The 17,178-nt window shown below is 47.2% G+C and carries 19 protein-coding genes and 7 pseudogenes; 13 read left to right on the forward strand and 13 right to left on the reverse strand.

The window, feature by feature from the left end; translation table 11 throughout:
* Positions 1–97 precede the first annotated feature (97 nt).
* The 7 genes and pseudogenes from DXE35_RS06680 to DXE35_RS06710 form a co-directional block, all read right to left on the reverse strand.
* On the reverse strand, positions 98–307 hold the full coding sequence (locus tag DXE35_RS06680) for a TonB-dependent receptor plug domain-containing protein (RefSeq protein WP_162784989.1): 210 nt from the start codon (positions 305–307) through the stop codon (positions 98–100).
* 138 nt (positions 308–445) lie between these two features.
* Positions 446–568: a hemin uptake protein HemP gene (gene hemP / locus DXE35_RS11425; protein ID WP_162784990.1), complete on the reverse strand. Its 123-nt coding sequence runs from the start codon at positions 566–568 to the stop codon at positions 446–448.
* A gap of 60 nt (positions 569–628) precedes the next feature.
* Positions 629–1,066, reverse strand: coding sequence for an energy transducer TonB (locus DXE35_RS06690; RefSeq protein WP_114689978.1), 438 nt, complete (start codon positions 1,064–1,066; stop codon positions 629–631).
* A gap of 289 nt (positions 1,067–1,355) precedes the next feature.
* A pseudogene (locus DXE35_RS06695) lies at positions 1,356–2,528 on the reverse strand (methyltransferase).
* Positions 2,529–3,382, reverse strand: a pseudogene (locus DXE35_RS06700) (pirin family protein). It lies immediately after the preceding pseudogene.
* Positions 3,383–3,423: 41 nt separating this feature from the next.
* A complete protein-coding gene (locus tag DXE35_RS06705; protein WP_114689979.1) occupies positions 3,424–3,975 on the reverse strand; it encodes a carboxymuconolactone decarboxylase family protein in 552 nt (183 codons plus the stop codon).
* Between the two features lie 20 nt (positions 3,976–3,995).
* Positions 3,996–5,009 carry a tripartite tricarboxylate transporter substrate binding protein gene (locus DXE35_RS06710; protein ID WP_114689980.1) on the reverse strand — a complete coding sequence of 338 codons (1,014 nt, stop codon included), beginning with the start codon at positions 5,007–5,009 and terminating at the stop codon, positions 3,996–3,998.
* Positions 5,010–5,097: 88 nt separating this feature from the next.
* On the opposite strand from DXE35_RS06710, the pseudogene DXE35_RS06715 reads away from it, so the two are divergent.
* The 9 genes and pseudogenes from DXE35_RS06715 to DXE35_RS11030 all read left to right on the forward strand — a co-directional run bounded on the left by DXE35_RS06715 (position 5,098) and on the right by DXE35_RS11030 (position 11,461).
* Positions 5,098–5,875, forward strand: a pseudogene (locus DXE35_RS06715) (sulfurtransferase).
* A 138-nt stretch (positions 5,876–6,013) separates the two neighbouring features.
* Positions 6,014–6,952: pseudogene (locus DXE35_RS06720) on the forward strand (Bug family tripartite tricarboxylate transporter substrate binding protein).
* A gap of 59 nt (positions 6,953–7,011) precedes the next feature.
* Positions 7,012–7,724, forward strand: a pseudogene (locus DXE35_RS11495) (MmgE/PrpD family protein); the annotation flags it as partial.
* Positions 7,725–7,856: 132 nt separating this feature from the next.
* Entirely contained in the window at positions 7,857–8,168 is a 312-nt protein-coding gene (locus tag DXE35_RS11500; protein ID WP_462803960.1) for a hypothetical protein, read from the forward strand.
* A gap of 235 nt (positions 8,169–8,403) precedes the next feature.
* Positions 8,404–9,381 carry a D-2-hydroxyacid dehydrogenase family protein gene (locus tag DXE35_RS06730; RefSeq protein ID WP_114689981.1) on the forward strand — a complete coding sequence of 326 codons (978 nt, stop codon included), beginning with the start codon at positions 8,404–8,406 and terminating at the stop codon, positions 9,379–9,381.
* 19 nt (positions 9,382–9,400) lie between these two features.
* Positions 9,401–9,943 carry a chromate transporter gene (locus tag DXE35_RS06735; protein WP_114689982.1) on the forward strand — a complete coding sequence of 181 codons (543 nt, stop codon included), beginning with the start codon at positions 9,401–9,403 and terminating at the stop codon, positions 9,941–9,943.
* Between the two features lie 21 nt (positions 9,944–9,964).
* On the forward strand, positions 9,965–10,462 hold the full coding sequence (locus DXE35_RS06740) for a chromate transporter (RefSeq protein WP_231970071.1): 498 nt from the start codon (positions 9,965–9,967) through the stop codon (positions 10,460–10,462).
* A 126-nt stretch (positions 10,463–10,588) separates the two neighbouring features.
* Positions 10,589–11,293 (forward strand): annotated as a pseudogene (locus DXE35_RS06745) (Bug family tripartite tricarboxylate transporter substrate binding protein).
* Between the two features lie 36 nt (positions 11,294–11,329).
* Entirely contained in the window at positions 11,330–11,461 is a 132-nt protein-coding gene (locus tag DXE35_RS11030) for a hypothetical protein (protein ID WP_269459878.1), read from the forward strand.
* A 41-nt stretch (positions 11,462–11,502) separates the two neighbouring features.
* Here the strand turns inward: DXE35_RS11030 and crcB are convergent.
* The 4 genes and pseudogenes from crcB to DXE35_RS09310 form a co-directional block, all read right to left on the reverse strand.
* Positions 11,503–11,877, reverse strand: a pseudogene (crcB, locus tag DXE35_RS10660) (fluoride efflux transporter CrcB).
* Positions 11,878–11,890: 13 nt separating this feature from the next.
* Entirely contained in the window at positions 11,891–12,667 is a 777-nt protein-coding gene (ygiD, locus tag DXE35_RS06755) for a 4,5-DOPA-extradiol-dioxygenase (protein ID WP_114689984.1), read from the reverse strand.
* A 10-nt stretch (positions 12,668–12,677) separates the two neighbouring features.
* Positions 12,678–12,815 (reverse strand): hypothetical protein, encoded by a 138-nt coding sequence (locus tag DXE35_RS09375; RefSeq protein ID WP_174220942.1) that lies wholly within the window; start codon positions 12,813–12,815, stop codon positions 12,678–12,680.
* Between the two features lie 45 nt (positions 12,816–12,860).
* Positions 12,861–13,028 carry a hypothetical protein gene (locus tag DXE35_RS09310; RefSeq protein ID WP_162784991.1) on the reverse strand — a complete coding sequence of 56 codons (168 nt, stop codon included), beginning with the start codon at positions 13,026–13,028 and terminating at the stop codon, positions 12,861–12,863.
* 30 nt (positions 13,029–13,058) lie between these two features.
* On the opposite strand from DXE35_RS09310, the gene DXE35_RS06760 reads away from it, so the two are divergent.
* Together DXE35_RS06760 and DXE35_RS06765 are read left to right on the forward strand one after the other, a co-directional pair.
* Positions 13,059–13,721 carry a site-2 protease family protein gene (locus DXE35_RS06760; protein ID WP_114689985.1) on the forward strand — a complete coding sequence of 221 codons (663 nt, stop codon included), beginning with the start codon at positions 13,059–13,061 and terminating at the stop codon, positions 13,719–13,721.
* Positions 13,722–13,790: 69 nt separating this feature from the next.
* Positions 13,791–14,237 (forward strand): c-type cytochrome, encoded by a 447-nt coding sequence (locus tag DXE35_RS06765; RefSeq protein ID WP_114689986.1) that lies wholly within the window; start codon positions 13,791–13,793, stop codon positions 14,235–14,237.
* Positions 14,238–14,241: 4 nt separating this feature from the next.
* On the opposite strand, the gene DXE35_RS06770 is transcribed toward DXE35_RS06765, so the two are convergent.
* Positions 14,242–14,967 (reverse strand): cytochrome b/b6 domain-containing protein, encoded by a 726-nt coding sequence (locus DXE35_RS06770; RefSeq protein WP_231970072.1) that lies wholly within the window; start codon positions 14,965–14,967, stop codon positions 14,242–14,244.
* Between DXE35_RS06770 and DXE35_RS11035 the strand changes: the two genes are divergently transcribed.
* Together DXE35_RS11035 and DXE35_RS11040 are read left to right on the forward strand one after the other, a co-directional pair.
* Complete coding sequence (locus tag DXE35_RS11035; protein WP_269459879.1) at positions 14,966–15,706, forward strand: MFS transporter; 741 nt, start codon at positions 14,966–14,968, stop codon at positions 15,704–15,706. The two genes, DXE35_RS06770 and DXE35_RS11035, sit on opposite strands and share 2 nt — an antisense overlap.
* Positions 15,625–16,173 carry an MFS transporter gene (locus DXE35_RS11040; RefSeq protein WP_269459880.1) on the forward strand — a complete coding sequence of 183 codons (549 nt, stop codon included), beginning with the start codon at positions 15,625–15,627 and terminating at the stop codon, positions 16,171–16,173. Before DXE35_RS11035 ends, DXE35_RS11040 begins: the two co-directional genes overlap by 82 nt.
* Positions 16,174–16,202: 29 nt before the next feature.
* On the opposite strand, the gene DXE35_RS06780 is transcribed toward DXE35_RS11040, so the two are convergent.
* The gene (locus tag DXE35_RS06780) at positions 16,203–17,147 is read right to left on the reverse strand and encodes a 3-hydroxyacyl-CoA dehydrogenase family protein (RefSeq protein WP_114690399.1); all 945 of its coding nucleotides are present in this window, start codon (positions 17,145–17,147) and stop codon (positions 16,203–16,205) included.
* Positions 17,148–17,178: the final 31 nt, after the last annotated feature.

The raw sequence follows: 17,178 nt of genomic DNA on the forward strand, positions 1-17,178 counted from the left end.
TCGGTTGAATTGGTGCGTTCCTCCAACAACAATACCTTTGAGCTACGGCTTGGATTCAGGCCGCGAATCGATATTGGGCATTGCCCCAAAACCGCCTTCATCCCCCCCGAATATTGACGCCAGGCACAGTCCGCAAGACATCCTGCAGTGATTGAGGCTGTAACTCCTCCATCTTTTGCTGATTGATAACATCGACCGTACCTGGAATTTTGCTCAAAGCATATTCTTCTGAGCAAACGATATCAATCTTAGGTAGCTCAATATCTTGATCTTTGGCCCAAGCTAAAGAAGAACTTCCATACAACAATGCAAATGATGAAATCCAGGCAAGCCCACATTTTGAGGACGAAAAACTACTTGATGCTTCATATACCATGTGATAACAAAAAATCGCTGGCTATATGCATATGAAAATGCTCTTGCTGGCTAATGACTTATGACAGAATTACTTTGTCAGAATGAGCTTCCCCAGTTTAGTCATTCGCAATTGATAGGTATGGCCCTCATGCAGAATTAAGACTTGCTTCATGCAACCCAATAGGGCCTCACTTGCAATAAGCTGTGGCAATATTTGAGCCGATTGAACACATTTCGGGCGAGACGCTGATGATGTTTAATTGCTCAAGTACTAGACTTCCAATGAAAATTGAATGAGGGTCTGAAAACACTGCGCAGAAAGACTGATGGAATTTTCTGCAATCGGCGCAAATCTCCATTGAACTAAAGTATTCAGCGCCGATCGATCCAGGCCTTCAAATCCCGAGCTTTTAAAGACCTCGACTGCTTGCACAAGACCATGTTCGTTTACACACATTCTGACGATAACCAACCCCTGCTCCCAAAGCCGCCTACTCGCTAGTGGGTAGAGCGGTTTAGGGTTATAAATAACTGACCTAGCATCTCCTTTTGCCTCATGACCCACTCCTCTGCTATCACCCAGGCTTTTGGAATCATTTGAGGTGCTTGAGCTGATGTATTTGCCATTTGAGACCGAACTTGTTTGAGGTTTAGCTGAAAATTGTTGGTGCGAAGATGCGCCCACTCTTTCCCACGCCAGATTTACCATCAGAACCCCCCGGAATCTCTAAGCCTCTACCCACCAGAGATCCGGACATAAGACTCAACAAAACCAACAAATAAGAGATTGCTACCGCTGAAATGAGAACAATATTGCGAGAGCGCGGACTACTAAACAAATGGCATCCTTAAGAGATAAAAGAGAAAAACTGCAGCCCATCTACTGACAAAAGTTGCAGTAAGTGAACTATTACGCTGAATGATTTTAAGGATGATGTGATTGATTAACAACCATAATCCCAATGGGTACGGGGCTTGTAGGGCTATTGAATGTGGTACTACTTAACAGCTAAACGCCAAAGTGAAGTCACTGCCTTTGATCGAGCAGCGTGCAAGGCATCTGTTTTATTGAATACTTTTTGATGTGTTGGTTTGGGATCAATGCGACTCAACACTTTTAATCCAGCCTGTTCAACCCAACTAAGCAACTCCGCTCTTGTTCTCAAACCCAAATGTTCGGCCAAGTCGGAAAGTATTAACCAGCCCTCACCGTCAGCGAGCAAATGATTCTTTCAATTACTCACAAAGCCCTTCAACATCTGACTCTCAGGATCATATACCGCATGCTCTAGGGAGGAGCTTGGTCTAGCGGGCAACCATGGCGGGTTGCAAACAATGAGTGATGCTTTTCCTGATGAAAATACATTGGTTTTGAGAATTTCTATTTTGGATTGCAGGCCTAGACGCTCAATATTTTCTTGCGCACAGGCAATCGCGCGATCATCTAAATCTGTCGCAGTAATTTTTTGAATCCCACGCAACGCCAAAACCACTGAAAGCACCCCAGCACCCACCCCAATATCGAATGCGGTGGAATTTTTCTTGATGGCTGCAGGCAACGGCGTCTTTAACACCAACTCGATATACCCTCCGCGCACCGGCGAAAACACACCGTAATGGGGATGAATACGAATCTCTTCATCGTCCCTTGTTAAAACCTGCACACCCTTCTTGCGCCACTCATGAGCGCTAATCACACCAAGCAATTCGCGCAAAGAGATAACGTAAGCCTCTGATTGAGGGCCATAAGTCTCAAGACATGCTTGAGCTACATTAGGAGCACGCCGCAAAGAGATGCTATAATCAGCATTCACCTGAAGCAAAATCATCCCGAGAATACGAGCGCGCTGTGACTGAGCAAGGCGATAGAGATTGAATGCGTCTGAAGGGCTTTTGATCTTCTCTTTTGCCACCCTGTCAGCTCTGGTGGATTTCTTTGAGGGCTTATCAACTCTTCTTACTAAAGCCTGCAAGAGCCGCTTTGCATTCTGAAAGTCACCTTTGTAAAGCATCGCCGTACCCTCACAGGCGAGGCGATAAACCACATCCGCAGTCAACATATAATCGGCGATTTGAATCCTTTTATGAGGGGCAATGCCGTTTTCAAAATGCCACTTAGCACTATGGGTTTGGCCACCCTCTCCCCACTGAAGAGTTACAGATGAGATCACCTAGGAAACCACAAGGCGATTATTTTGATAATCATCACTGGCCTGCTCTATCTCAGCACGGGTATTCATGACAAACGGTCCATATTGAACAATCGGCTCATGCAGCGGTAAAGCCGCGAGCACAATGAATTGCGCGCCCATAGATCCAGCCCTAGCCTTCAAGCGATCTCCATCCCCAAGCACAATGGCAGCCTGCTTTGGAGCTGGCATCATCGGTCCACCTATCTCCAACTCGCCCTCATACACATAGACAAAAGCATTAAGCTCCTTGAGAATACGCTGTTCAAATTCAGCATTTGAAGTTAAATGCACATCCAAAAATAAAGGGGCTGTAGTAAGACCTTGAATTGGTCCTGGAACTTCCTCGCCATCGTGACCATAGGGGCCAGCAATCACGTTGACTGACCCGCCATTAGCCAAGCTGACTTTGGTATATCCTCCGCTTGAATGTCTTTATACCCGGCCGCTTTCATCTTTTCCTTGGCGGGTAAATTAATCCATAACTGAAAGCCCCGCATAGCGCCGCTCACTTATTGAGGCATCTCAGAATGAATAATGCCGCGCCCCGCAGTCATCCATTGCACGCCACCGGTTTTGAGGTGGCCCTGATTGCCCAAGTAGTCCTCATGCAACATGTGGCCCTCAAGCATATAAGTGACCGTCTCAAATCCACGATGTGGGTGCGCTGGAAAGCCTGCCACATCATCATTGGGGTCATTAGAAGAAAATTCATCTAGCATCAAGAAAGGGTCTAGCCGCACTTGATTTTGACCGCCAAGACTGCGCCGCAATTTCACACCCGCGCCATCCGAAGTGGTAATGCCGGGAATGATGGTTTGAGTATTGCGAATCATATGGATGAATGCTTTGGCTTAGCCTTGACTGGGTGATGTCTTTAAGCCGGTGGGTGATCTTCAGGATTTACGTCTAGCGCAATCAAGAAACGAGACACCATATTGTAAGCAGCAATCACGGTGACTAACGCCACCGTGTCGGCATTTCCCGATGCTTTTTGCAAGCGCTTCATTAACTCCGGATCCACTTTGATATTACGCGTCATCTGAAAGGTCAATTCAGCGGCATCATTTTCAACTGGAGAGTACAAATCTTTTGGGAAATTCGACTGCCAAATGAGGCGCAAACCTTGTACCTGCTCTTCTGTGCCACCCGCTTTCTTAAAGGGTGGGGCATGGTGAAAGCATTCATATTCAGCGCCATTGAGCACCGCCACACCACACATAGCCAATTCACGCAGCTTGGGATCTAAAGAGAGATTATTGCGAATCTCTCCGATACAGTTATTCCAACCATCGGCAATAGGAACGCTATGCAAAAGCATACGATCAAGATTGATAAATTGACCGCCACGTCGTTTGCGAATAGCGGCCACACACTCGGCTGGTTCAGCCAAGTCCATTGGTTGATACGGAATTAAACGTTCTGACATAGATTCTCTTATCAATGCTTTTACTGAGCAGTTTCTTTAATATTGTTTTCAATCACGAACTTACCCCAGATACCAATTTGCTTCCCAATAAACTCCTGAGCAGCTTCAGTGGTGCCTCCAACAATTTGAATGCCTTGAGCCTTAAACTTTTCAGCAACGGCTGGCGTTTTAAGCGCTTTATTCAAAGCTTTGTTCATCGCAGCCACAACTGCTGTCGGTGTTTTTCCAGGGGCCAATACCGCCCACCAAGCTGGTGCGCTCAATCCAGGGAAGCCACTTTCCGAAATGGTTGGAACATTCGGCAAAGACGGTGATCTTTTGGCTGTAGTGATAGCCAACGGAATGACGCCACCACTATCAATATGGGGTTTCACCAAAAATTCAGAGCCAACCGCTAATTCAACTTGACCGCCTAAAGCGTCCTGCATCAAGGGACCGCCGCCACGATAAGGAATGTGATTCCAATCAAAGCCCGATTGCTTCGCGAGACGAGCCATAGCCAAGTGCCCTAAGCTTCCAATACCAATGGAGCCATAACTAAATTGCTTACCAGTCTTGGATAAATCAACCAACTGCTTAAAGCTGGTGATGCCAGATTTTTTACTGGCAACCAACACCATTGGTGATGTTCCCACCAAAATCACTGGCGCAATATCTTTGATAGAGTCGTAGGGGAGCTTATCTTTGAGGCTAGGATTAACACCGTGGGTATCGAATACCACTGCAAAGGTATAGCCGTCTGGATCAGAACGCGTCATTGCGGAAGTGCCAATCACACCCGAAGCGCCACCAACGTTTTCAACAATGACGTTTTGCTTTAACTCCGACTGCAAAGCATGCGCCAAGACACGAGCAACCTGATCGACAGAGCCGCCAGGAGGAAATACCGCAATTAAACGAATCGGCTTTTGAGTAGGCCAAGCGCCCACGCCTGCGGTTTGTGCAAACGCAAAACTACTGAACCCTAAAACCATCAATGTGGCTAATAGACTGTTTTTAAAGCTTCTTTTGGCTATTTTTGCTAAATCCAGCATGGATTTGTCTCCTGTCAATAAGACATTAAGGTTAACACCCCCGCAGCCTATTTGCTCGATAATTCGAGGGTATCCAAGTGAGAGAAAAATGAAGTCGATTCTAAATATTGCCGCCTATTTATTTGTCAGCCTAAATGTGACTTGCCAGCACTTCGCGCCAAAATGCTGGACGAATGGAATACACACCAGCTCAAAGGCACCATCCTACTAACAGGTGAAGGCATCAATCTGTTCCTGGCCGGCAAGGCGGATGAACTGCGTGGCTTTCTAGATTGGTTGCGCATGGACCCCCGCTTTAAACCCCTTGAGGCAAAAGAGAGCTGGTCTGAGGATCAACCTTTCAAAAAATGCTGATCAAACTGAAAAATGAAATCATCTGCATGAATCACCCGGCGATTCGCCCAGAAGAGGGTCGCGCTAATTTCATTAGCCCTAAAAAATTACAAGAGTGGTTAGATCGTGGCACTGATGCTTGAGGTCGCCCTGTAGTCATGGTGGATACGCGCAATGCTGTTGAGGTCGACTACGGCACTTTTGAAAATGCTTTGCATTTCAATATCGAAAAGTTCACGGAGTTTCCCGCGGCTATCTCGGCACATAAAGAAGAATTAGCTGATAAAACGCTGGTGAGTTTTTGAACCGGCGGGATTCGCTGCGAAAAATCAGGCCTATATATGCGAGAGATTGGCATGCAGCACAGCTACCAACTAGAAGGTGGGATTTTGAAGTATTTCGAAGAGGTTGGCTCGGCTCATTACCAGGGTAGCTGCTTCGTCTTTGACGAGAGAGAGGCTCTTGAGCCAAACCGCGATTCCATCCCTGTAGAGCGCTCTATTCAAAAAAAACTGAAGGCTAATGCAGTCTAAGCAGAACCCAGGCCATAAATGAATTAACACGCTGTACAAAATTAATAAAAAACAATAATGCGGACTCGAGACATGTCTAAAACAATTAATCGGCAAAAGCCGATTTTTTTGTCATCCCTACTCTTTGCATTACTGGGAATGACAATCACCCTAAACTCCCAATCACAAAGTGCGGCCATCCTCTATCCAGTAAAGCCAATCAAATTGATTGCGCCAGTGGCGGCTGGTGGCGGTCTAGATAACATTGCCCGTGCTGTTGCGGCAAAACTTTCCCGCCCAATTGGCCAAACAGTGGTTGTGGAAAACATAGGTGGCGGAGGTGGATCAATCGCTTCACAAGCAACTGCAAAAGCCCCGGCGGATGGCTATACCCTCATGATTGCGTATGTTGGCACACACGGCACCAATCCCGCTGTGCGTAAATTGCCTTATGACGCCCTCAAAGATTTCACACCCATCGGCATGATTGGCGCGACGCCCAACGTCCTCATCATTAATCCTGATTTGCTAATCAAAAATTTCAAAGCGTTTGTAGATTACGCAAAAAAGAATCCCGCTAAGTTAAGCTATGGTTCCGCAGGTCCAGGCACATTGACCCACCTTGGCATGGAACAGCTAAAGTTAGCGGCCGGCATATTTATGGTGCATGCACCCTATCGCGGCGTAGGCCCTGCTTATACGGATTTATTGGCTGGCCAAACTCAAGCCATGTTCCCAACTTTATTTACAGCGCTCCCCTACATCATCACCAATCGCGTTCGCAGTCTAGCGGTTACTGGCTCAAAGCGCAGCATCGCCGCTCCCAATATTTCCACCTTCAAAGAGTTGGGTTACAGCGGGTTTGATGGACAATGATGGTACGGCTTAGTTGGCCCGGCAAATTTACCGCCTGCCATCACAGCAAAGCTAAATACCGAACTCAACAAAGTTCTCGCATTACCAGACTTCTTAGAAACAATGACCAATGAAGCGATGACTTTAATGCCAATGACACCACCTCAGTTTGCCAACTACATTAAAGAAGATATCGCGCGCTGGGCCAAAGTTGCCAAAGATCGCAATATTGAAATTGATTAAATTTTTACGCGCCTTTTTCTAAAAAATATTTCCCACCCATTCACAGGGACTTTTTTTATATGTCTCACGCTATCGCCGCAGCAGCTGATCTCAACGCCCCACCAGCAACTAAAATTTTGGCTGAGTTTGTGCATGCTCACCCAAGTCAAGGCTGGACCCCAGCAGTTGAACATGAAGCTCACCGCACATTTTTACACTGGCTTGGTTGCGATATTGGCGCAGCTAACCATGAGAGCGTGGAATCTTCATTGGCCGCTATTCGTGAATTTCAACCTGCGCCACAAGCCACCATTCTGGGTCGCAAAGATAAAGTGGATATGGGTGGCGCCGCTCTTATAATGGCATCAGCTCGCACACATTCGACTTTGATGACACCCATCTCAAAACGGTGATTCATCCAGCAGGCCCAGTAGCTTCAGCGATCTTAGCCCTTGGGGAGCAGATCGGTGCCAATGGTCGCCAAATGATCGACTCCCTCATCCTGGGAATTGATGTGGCTTGCCCTGTAGGCAATGCAATGTATCCAGATCACTACCATCGTGGCTGGCACATCACCGACTCCACTGGTATGCTAGGATCTGCCGCCGCATGCTCCCGCCTAATGGGTCTTGATCTACAAAAAACAACTAGGGCCTTAGGTATTGCCGCCTCACAACCCGTAGGTATGCGCGCACAATTTGGCACGATGACCAAACCGTTTCATCCGGGCGGCGCAGCACGCGCTTGTCAACTTTCCGCCTTATTAGCAAAGCATGGATTCACAGCAAGCCCTAAAGCACTCGAAGCTGGTCTTGGCTATATACAAACTGTTTCCACTAAATACGATTGGTCAGAAATTGATCGCGCCCTAGGCAAGTCGTTTGAAATTTCCCTAAACACCTACAAGCCTTTTGCTTGCGGCATTGTGATTCACCCAGCAATTGATGCCTGCGCCCAATTACGCGCCCAGGGAGTGAAGGCGGATGAAGTGGAGCGCATTGAACTACGCGTTCATCCGCTGGTGCTGGAATTAACTGGCAAGAAAACACCTAAAGATGGTTTAGAGGGCAAGTTCAGCGTTTATCACGGCTGCGCAGTGGGCTTAATTTTTGGCCAAGCTGGCGAAGGTGAATACGCTGACGAGATCGTAAACCGCCCTGACGTGGTGGCATTACGCGCCAAAGTTAACGCCACTACCGATTTAGCGAAGCTTCTGTTGACGTTACAGCCTTCTTAAAAGATGGCAAAGAAGTCCACATCTTCGTTAAGAATGCGATCGGCTCTGTTGAGAATCCAATGAGTGACGCGAACCTGGAACAGAAGTGCACCAGCGTGGCTGAACCCATCATCGGTAAAGAGAAAACCCCGTCAACTGATTTCCGCACTCTGGAAATTAGGACAAGCATCCGATCTCACACAAATCCTCAGTCTTTGCGCTCCTGATTAATTTCACTTGAAAGTTTTTTTCATCTATGGCTTCATTACCAAATATCGTTGTTCTTGGCGACTATGAGCGTGCACTACGACGATTTTCTAACTGGGATAAGTTGGATCAACAAGCAAATCTCACTATCCATCACGAGCCTTTGCGTGATGAAGCGCCATATGAAGTAGTCAAAGATGCGGATACGATCGCCATCGTGAGAGATCGCTCCCCTTTTAATGAGGCGATGATTGCGCGCTTACCGAAGCTTAAATTTTTAATGTTTACCGGTGAGCGCAATGGACCTCTCGAAGCATCAGCCCTGGTTTCTAGAAACATTCCTATGGCTTGCACACCTGGCGGCCTCTCCAAAGCAACTACAGCGGAGCTCACTTGGGCATTAATTTTGGGTGCAGCCAAACGCTTGGTGGAAGAAAACAAATTGATTGCTTCTGGTGGATGGCGCGATGCGCTATCTCTCCTACCAATGCTCTCCGGTGAACGCCTGGGCATTATGGGCTTGGGCGCTATTGGCAGCCGAGTAGCTCGCGTTGGCGCCGCATTTGGCATGGAAGTGGTCGCCTGGAGTCCACGCATGACACCGGAACGCGCTGCTGCAGAAAACGCCAAAGCCGTGAGTCTAGAAGAATTGCTCAAAACCTACAAAGTGGTATCGATGCATTTAGTAGCCGGCCCCGGAACCAATGGCCTGATTAGCGCAGACCAATTAGCGCTCATGCGGCCTGATTCGATTTTAGTACACACCTCTCGCGCGGCATTGATTAATATGACCGACCTACAAAAAGCATTGGCTGCAGGCAGACCGGGCCAAGCTGCAGTGGATGTATTTGATGTTGAACCTCTCCCAGAAAAAGATGCACTGCGTAACATCCCCAATCTTCTAGTCACTCCTCACCTTGGATTTATTGCTGAGCCTATTTTTGCTACATTCTCTAAAGGCATCACCGAAACCCTGGAAGCATGGCTAGAAAATAAACCAGCGCCCCATCCCTTTCAACCACAGTAATTCTTTTTTTTATTCATGCATGCAAGCGATAACACTAACCCCCAAACAATTATTTATTGGGTTTAGCAAGATCGGCGTGTCTGGATTTGGTGGCGTACTTCCTTGGGCGCGCCGTACGATTGTTGAGCAAGAGAAGCGGCTCAGTCCTGAAGAATTCAGTGCCATGCTAGGCATTTGCCAAATAGTTCCAGGACCTAAGATCGTTAATTTAGGTGTTTGTGTAGGCAGTCGTTTTGCGGGCGTGCCAGGCGCTATCGCTGCGGTGCTCGGCTTATTGCTGGGTCCTGTGGCGATAGTCATCCTATTAGGCATTCTCTATGAATACTTCAGCTATATGCCGATTGTTCAAGGTCTGCTTCGAGGCATCTCCGCAGTCGGAGTGGGTCTTATCGCCAGCACTGGTTTCAAAATGATGCATTCAGAATTAAAATACCCTCCTATGCTCTCAGTCATCATCCTGACTGTTTTATCGGCAAGCTATTTTCATTTGGGCTTAGGCTTGGTGGTTTTATTAGCGTCACCATTAGCATTTTTTCTAGCATGGAAGAAGGTAAAGAGATGATTGGTACTCTTGTTAGCTTTTTTGAAACTCTCTGCCTTCTCTTTGGTGGCGTTTGGAGGCATCAATGTGCTCCTTCCCGCTCTATATGACCTCTCCGTAAATCAAGAGCATTGGATTCATAGCCAAACATTCGCGGATTACTTCGCGATTGCCCAAGCTGCGCCCGGACCAAATCTCATGACCGTTACCCTGATTGGGTGGAAGGTGGGTAGCGTTGTCGGTGCGGCAATCGCCACAATAGCGATTGCGTGGCCATCTTCGATCATGATCTATTTCTTGCAGCGCTCAATTTTGGGCATACGAGACATTCAAAAACAGAAAATGATTCAGGCGGCGGCCGGCGTTCTAGCAGTTGGCTTAGTCCTATCCGCAGCGTGGGGGATCGCCCTGCAGATTAATAGCGGCACAGCTGCTTATTTATTGACCATTGGTACGATTGTGATTACTGTATTTACACGCTGGCATCCGCTTTACCTCATTGCAATTGGCGGAGCATTGGGTGTCTTAGGATTTATTTAAACAGATAGCGGAAAAGATATGAAATTGATTCAAAACTCCACCATTTTTCTAGTGAGCTTGCTCACTGTTTTCTGCGGCACATCTTTTGCGCAAAGCAATTAACCAGCTAAACCTGTTAACTTTATCGTGTCTTATGGTGCTGGTGGTAACGCTGACTCAAGAAGTCGTCAAATCGCACAGACAATGAGCGTCCTCTTGAAACAACCGATTGTGGGTGATAACAAACCAGGCGCTGGCGGCAACATTGGCACCGAAGCCATTGTTCGAGCTGCGCCAGATGGCTACACCATTGGCATGGGCAATTTCGCGCCAATGGCGGTGAACAAAACACTTTTTGGTAATTTGCGATACGACCCTGAAACTGATTTAACACCCATCATCTTGATTGAAAAAGGTCCCCTAGTTTTAGTGGTCAACTCCAACTCCCCTTATAAAACAGTTCAAGATATTGTTCCGGCCGCAAAAGCAAAACCCGGCACCCTCACATTCTCCTCCGGCGGGATTGGTGGTAGCCATAAACTTTCAGCGGAACTATTTGAAATGAATGCTGGCATTTAAATGATTCATGTGCCCTATACGAGTGGCTCAGCTGCCTTAACCGACCTCATGGCTGGTAACGTAGACCTGATGTTTGATCAAATGTATTCCGCGGTACCCAGCATTAAAGCCGATAAGATTCGTCCACTTGCTATCACTAGCAAAAAGCCCTCCCCCCCCCTGCTTCCTAATGTTCCAAGCTTTTCAGAGTTAGGCTATCCAAAGGTTGAGGTTCTGAATTGGCAAGGGTTGATTGAGCCTAAGGACACACCAAAAGCAATTATTGATAAATGAAATCCGACTGCAAATGAGGCGCTTAAAGATCCCCAGTTGCGTGACCTCATGTTGTCACAAGGCAATGAAATTGGTGGAGGTAGTCCAGCCGACTTTGCCTCTCTCATCAAAGCGGAGGTATCTAAATGGAGTGCTGTTGTCAAAACAGCCAACATCAAACCAGAGTAAAAAAATAAGGGTACAAGAACAAAGGGGCCTAGGCCCCTTTTTTATGTGATAGCTTGGTAAGTCAAAATACCTAAAAAAGTGAGAACGAGAGAGCCAACTAAGTTTAAAAGAGCAGTACCCAGCGCCCAAGTAAATTCACCACGCTGCATAAAACCTACTACCCAGAAAAACTAGAGAAAGTAGTGAGACCGCCCAAAAAGCCAGTCACTACCAGCAATTTCCACTCGGGCGAGAGATGGGGGGTTATTGCCAAAAAATGCTACCGCAATGCCAATCAAGTACCCACCAACCATATTCGAAATAAAGGTGCTCAAAGGTAGTGAAGATGCTGCACCCACAGTGAGAAAATTAAAACCCGCTCTTAGTAAGGCGCCAAACCCTGCTCCAAAAAAGATTGCAAAGATAGGTAGCCACATAATCCGCTCTTTATTAAATGGAAAAACACAGCATACTGATAGAACCCATCTCGATCCCATCCGTAAATACCTTTGCTTGCTCGCCCTCATACTGCAGAGCCAATGTATACAAAGCGGGCCAGTAGTGTTCTGCAGTCGGGATCGATAAATGAGCGGCTTCACCATAGCGCTCCCAATCAATTAAGGGCCCATGATGATTTGCATTTATTTTTGCACTGAAAAACTCATTAAAGTCTTGTGCCCATGGGTAAGGTTGAGCGTCATCCTGCCAACGAATGGTGCGCAAGTTATGCACCACATTGCCGCTCGACAAAATGAGAATATTTTCATCACGTAGTGGGCGGAGCTGTTTAGCAAGCTCGTAATGCTCTCGCGCCGATATCGATCCATCTAAACTCAGCTGCACTACCGGCACATCCGCATATGGATACAGATATTTCAGGACAGACCATGCGCCATGATCAATGCCCCATTCATTCTCTTCGAGCACCACCGGGACATTTAATAATTCTTGGACGCGATCAGCCAAAGCGGGACTGCCTGGCGCAGGATATTGAATATCAAAGAGCGCTTGCGGAAAGCCGCCGAAATCGTGAATCGTTTTGGGTTTATTCATTGCGGTAACCCATACTCCGCGGGTTACCCAATGCGCTGAAATCACCAATATTGCGTCAGGACGATTAAGTGATTTTCCTAGAGCAGACCATGCCGCTGTATAGCGGTTTGGCTCTATGGCATACATCGGACTGCCATGGCCAGCGAATACCGCAGGTTGGCGATGGCTAGTCATTTAATGCTAATTAACCGAATACGTAACACGTATGAGCCGCAACCAAAGCAAACAAAATAGCCAAGCTTGTAGCAGCTCCGAACATCACGATCAATGTAATGATCTTTTTGTTGATTTCTTCTTTTGATTCGTTATGCCATTCGTTCATGCTAAATCCTCTGTAAACACATTAATGCATAGGGATAATTATCCACTATCGACCGCGACCTGCCTTGCGCATCATGCCCTTTCCGCCACCAAACCCCGCCTGAGGCCTTCCAGCTGGACCAGATGGCCCTTTTGGAGCGGGTGGACGCGCCGGTGGCTTGGTAATAGCCGCCTTTACTGGGGTTTTTGAATCGGGTTTCTTTTCGTCAGTCACTTTAAGCTCCTATGGATATCATATATTGCCATGATTACTGACTATTCTATCCAAGCTGTCGCAATTAATGCGATTCCCCTAATTTTCGCCATCACCATCCACGAAGCAGCCCATGGTTACGCTGCCCGCAAATTTGGGGATAACACAGCCTATATGCTGGGACGGGTCAGCCTAAACCCAGCCAAACATATAGACCCCGTAGGAACCATCTTGATTCCACTGGTCTTAATGCTGACGGGATCCCCTTTTTTAGTTGGATACGCCAAACCAGTACCCGTGAACTTTGGCCGCCTCAGAAACCCCAGACTTGACTCAATCTGGGTTGCTTTGGCAGGCCCGGGATCGAATTTCATCCAAGCTCTTATATGGCTGACTCTTTTAATCCTATTGGTGGGGTTCGGTGTAAACGAGAAATTTCTAATCTCAATGTCACAAGCGGGCATTACTTGGAATCTAGGCTTACTCGTATTTAATCTATTTCCCTTGCCTCCTCTAGACGGTGGTCGCGTTCTGGCAAGCCTGCTTCCCGCACGCCAATCTATTGCCTTGGGCAAAGTAGAGCCCTGGGGCTTTTTTATAGTTTTAGGACTGGTATTCACAGGGGTGATAGGCGCCTTATGGATAAACCCCTTGATGAACTTCTTTGAATGGCTCATTCTTTTACTAACAAGCCCCTTAAGAATGATTTTTTAAGCCCAGCAGAAATCAATATTGTGAGATATCATGTGCTCAGCAGTCCCACTTTATCAAAGGAGAGTCGTCATGAAACTTCAAAAAGTTGCTATCGGCGCAGCAGCATTCCTAGCATTCAACGGAACTGTATTTGCGCAATTTCAAAATGCGGAAAAAGCTGTTGACTATCGTGAAAGTGTTTTTACGGTGATGGCCACCCACTTTGGACGCATTGGCGCGGTAGTGAAAGGTGAAGCGCCCTACAACAAAGATGAGGTCGCAAAGAATGCCGCGATCGTAACGATGATGTCCACACTCCCATGGCAAGCGTTTGGCCCCGGAACAGAAGGTGGCAAAGCAAAGCCTGAAGTATGGTCAGATAACGCAAAGTTCAAAGCCGCTGCAGATAAAATGCAATTGGCTGTAATGGGCCTAAATAAGGTCGCCCAGTCTGGCGATCTAGAGAGCATCAAGAAATCATTTGGCACAGCAGGATCCACCTGCAAAAGCTGCCATGATGATTTCAAGAAAAAATAAAGAGTTACTTAGTCATGAAGTAACCTACGACTACAGCGATTAGACTTAAAAGCAGCAAAGCAAAAGTACGCTGTAGCACTCCATCCTTGGAGGCGAGACCCAAGTCGGAAGGCAAGTAATGAACCTCCTCGCTTGGGTCAATTTCTTTATCGCCACTGATCATGGGCTTGATGAGATTTTCACCTTTAAATTTTTTGTAAAACCAAATTGCCGCGACATGAATCGTAATCAAGGTGTAGATCACGACTTGAGTGCCCTCATGAATTTCGGATAAAAACGAAACTACAGAGCTAGACGCATACTTCGCGAAAGGCCCTTGAAAAGCTACCTCATCATCTACAAATAAACCCGTTATCACTTGCACACTCAAAACAAAGAGCAAGGCAAACACAGATAAGGCACCTATTGGGTTATGCCCAAGCGTGCGAGGCGACTTTCCTTGTAGATATTGAAGAATAGATTTTTTAGTGGGCAAGAAAGAAAGGAAGCGTGCATGGGTAGAACCAACAAAACCCCAAACTATTCGGAAGATCAACACAGTCAAAACGCTATAGCCAAAATAGGCGTGCCATTGAATCGCATTACCACCAAGATTGACGCTAATACAGCTACCAATAATGCATAGCACCAGAAGCCAGTGAAATAAACGGATTGGCAAATCCCATACGCGAATCATTTTCTTCATCCTTACAGGATAACTCGCTTTTCCCGTAAAATGGAGGGAATTCATGAATCCTGGCAAAGCCTTTAGAACTCTACTGCTGTACCGCATTGGCGCGACACTCAGCTACCAAATTACGATGGTGGCGGTAGGGTGGCATCTATACGAAATCACGAATAGCGTTGTCTCCCTTGGTCTTGTGGGCCTCGCAGAACTCATTCCTTACTTCGCACGCGCACTCTTCTATTCCGGGCATGCAGTCGATCACTACTCTCGCAAATGGATAGCAGCAATCGCCTGCATCACTCATATCGCGGTAGCTTTATTTTTGACGGTCATAGCGCTGGACTGGGTTGCTCCACCGGTACCATTGATCTACACGGCAGTTGCGTTGATTGGGGTTGGTCGCGCCTTACTCAGACCTTCTTATCAAGCGCGTTTTGGGCAAATTATTCCAAGAGATCAATTACCTCGTTACACGACATATGCCTCATCCGCTTTTCAGATTTGTGTTGTGGCTGGCCCTGGACTAGGCGGCCTGATGATTGGCTTTGCCGGCCTCGAATGGACTTACCTACTCGCCGCTTTTTGCGGGGCTATCGGTTTATATGGAATCACTTTCATTACCGCCGCTCAAGAAAAAACGGGTAATTTATGCGGTCACTTTCTGAAAAGTTTTTTGAGGGCTTTCATTACGTCAGAAAACATGAGCTCATCTTGGGAATCATGGCGCTTGATATGTTTGCCGTTCTCTTTGGTGGCGCAGTTTCTATTCGTCCGGCTTTTGTTAAAGAAGTGCTCAACTTAGGACCCGAAGCCCTCGGTATATTGCGCGCCGCCCCAGCCGCAGGGGCAGTGATTACCGGCATCTATTTAGCTCGGCGACCTATCCTCACAGATTCAGGAAAACATCTCCTGATTTCAGTTGCGGGATTTGGCGCCGCTGTTATTACTTTTGGGATCTCCAGCAATTTATGGCTATGCGCCTTTTTTCTATTTATCTCCGGCTGTTTTGACTCCGTATCAGTAGTGATTCGCGGTAGCATCATGCAGCTCACCACTCCAGATCATATGCGCGGCAGAATTAGCGCTATCAATGGAATCTTTACTGGCTCCTCGAATGCGTTGGGCGCGCTTGAATCTGGTATTGCGGCTAGCATGATGAGTTTAGTACCATCCATCGTATTTGGTGGGGTAGCAACGATCGCTATCATTTTAATCACGTATCGCCTCGCCCATCCCCTAAGCAAGTTACACCTTAACGATATTTCCTAAAACGAATTTCTTCGATTTACATCTTGCCGCTACTCTTTAATTTCCGACAAGTCCTTCTGAATAATCTTCAATCTAGCGCGTAACGTGTCTTGATAGCGCTCACGCTCCACTTTAATAGATTCCGCAGTCCACGTAAAAAATCCTTCGCCGGTTTTCATACCAAACTTACCGCTAGCAATACGTTCGCTTAAGCATTCCGCAATCGTCGGCGAGTTATTCAAGGTTGGATAAATAGTTGCGCCGCCCGCACCATGCACCTCCAGGCCCGCATGGTCTCTTTGCATCGCAGGACCTGCCGCTATATAGCGAAAGCCAAAGCCAAAACGCACCGCCTTATCAATATCTTCGAGCGTGCAGATACCGGCATCCACCATCGCAAAGGCTTCACGCGATAAGGTATGTTGCAAACGATTCGCCAGAAAACCAGGGAGATCTTTTTTCACAGTGGCCGGCACCATGCCGCAGGCAGTCATCAGTCGCGACAGACTTTCGCCAACCATCGGCGAAGTTTTCTCATCATAAACCACCTCAACACAAGGCACTAAATGCGCTGGCATAAAGAAATGCAAGCCAATCATGCGAGCGGCCGTCTTTAAACCGCTTGCGATTTCGCTGATGGGAAAGCTGGTGCTATTACTTGCCAACACCGCCTCCGGCTTTGCATATTTTTCCAGCTTGGCAAACAATTCACCCTTAATGTCCAAACGTTCTGGTACACACTCGATTACCAAGTCGATATCCGACCAATCGACCTCTTCCAAGGAGCCAGCAACAGAGAGAAAATGAATGCGATGTTCGTATCCAAGCTCAGTCATCGTGTTGGAAAAGTAATCAGACAGAAGGGCGCGTCGCCCAGTGGTTGACTCTACCACCTGGACTGCGCAACCGCCTCGCGCGCAAACGGCTGCAACGTCTGCACCAATCGTGCCAGCACCAACAACTACTACCTTAGTTTCGGCCGGGGTAAATAACATGAATACCATCCTAAAGGGGTGCAGACTTTTT

Origin of the sequence: Polynucleobacter necessarius (assembly GCF_900095215.1) — a bacterium.
Classification (GTDB): domain Bacteria; phylum Pseudomonadota; class Gammaproteobacteria; order Burkholderiales; family Burkholderiaceae; genus Polynucleobacter; species Polynucleobacter necessarius_H.

Coding starts and splice junctions, on each gene's coding strand:
- DXE35_RS06730 (WP_114689981.1), top strand. CDS start 8,404: ATGGCTTCATTACCAAATATCGTTGTTCTTGGCGACTATGAGCGTGCA.
- DXE35_RS06690 (WP_114689978.1), bottom strand. CDS start 1,066: ATGGTAAATCTGGCGTGGGAAAGAGTGGGCGCATCTTCGCACCAACAA.
- DXE35_RS06780 (WP_114690399.1), bottom strand. CDS start 17,147: ATGTTATTTACCCCGGCCGAAACTAAGGTAGTAGTTGTTGGTGCTGGC.
- DXE35_RS06765 (WP_114689986.1), top strand. CDS start 13,791: ATGAAACTTCAAAAAGTTGCTATCGGCGCAGCAGCATTCCTAGCATTC.
- DXE35_RS06710 (WP_114689980.1), bottom strand. CDS start 5,009: ATGCTGGATTTAGCAAAAATAGCCAAAAGAAGCTTTAAAAACAGTCTA.
- DXE35_RS06705 (WP_114689979.1), bottom strand. CDS start 3,975: ATGTCAGAACGTTTAATTCCGTATCAACCAATGGACTTGGCTGAACCA.
- DXE35_RS06735 (WP_114689982.1), top strand. CDS start 9,401: ATGCAAGCGATAACACTAACCCCCAAACAATTATTTATTGGGTTTAGC.
- DXE35_RS11035 (WP_269459879.1), top strand. CDS start 14,966: ATGAATCCTGGCAAAGCCTTTAGAACTCTACTGCTGTACCGCATTGGC.
- DXE35_RS09375 (WP_174220942.1), bottom strand. CDS start 12,815: ATGAACGAATGGCATAACGAATCAAAAGAAGAAATCAACAAAAAGATC.
- ygiD (WP_114689984.1), bottom strand. CDS start 12,667: ATGACTAGCCATCGCCAACCTGCGGTATTCGCTGGCCATGGCAGTCCG.
- DXE35_RS11040 (WP_269459880.1), top strand. CDS start 15,625: ATGGCGCTTGATATGTTTGCCGTTCTCTTTGGTGGCGCAGTTTCTATT.
- DXE35_RS06770 (WP_231970072.1), bottom strand. CDS start 14,967: ATGAATTCCCTCCATTTTACGGGAAAAGCGAGTTATCCTGTAAGGATG.
- DXE35_RS06760 (WP_114689985.1), top strand. CDS start 13,059: ATGATTACTGACTATTCTATCCAAGCTGTCGCAATTAATGCGATTCCC.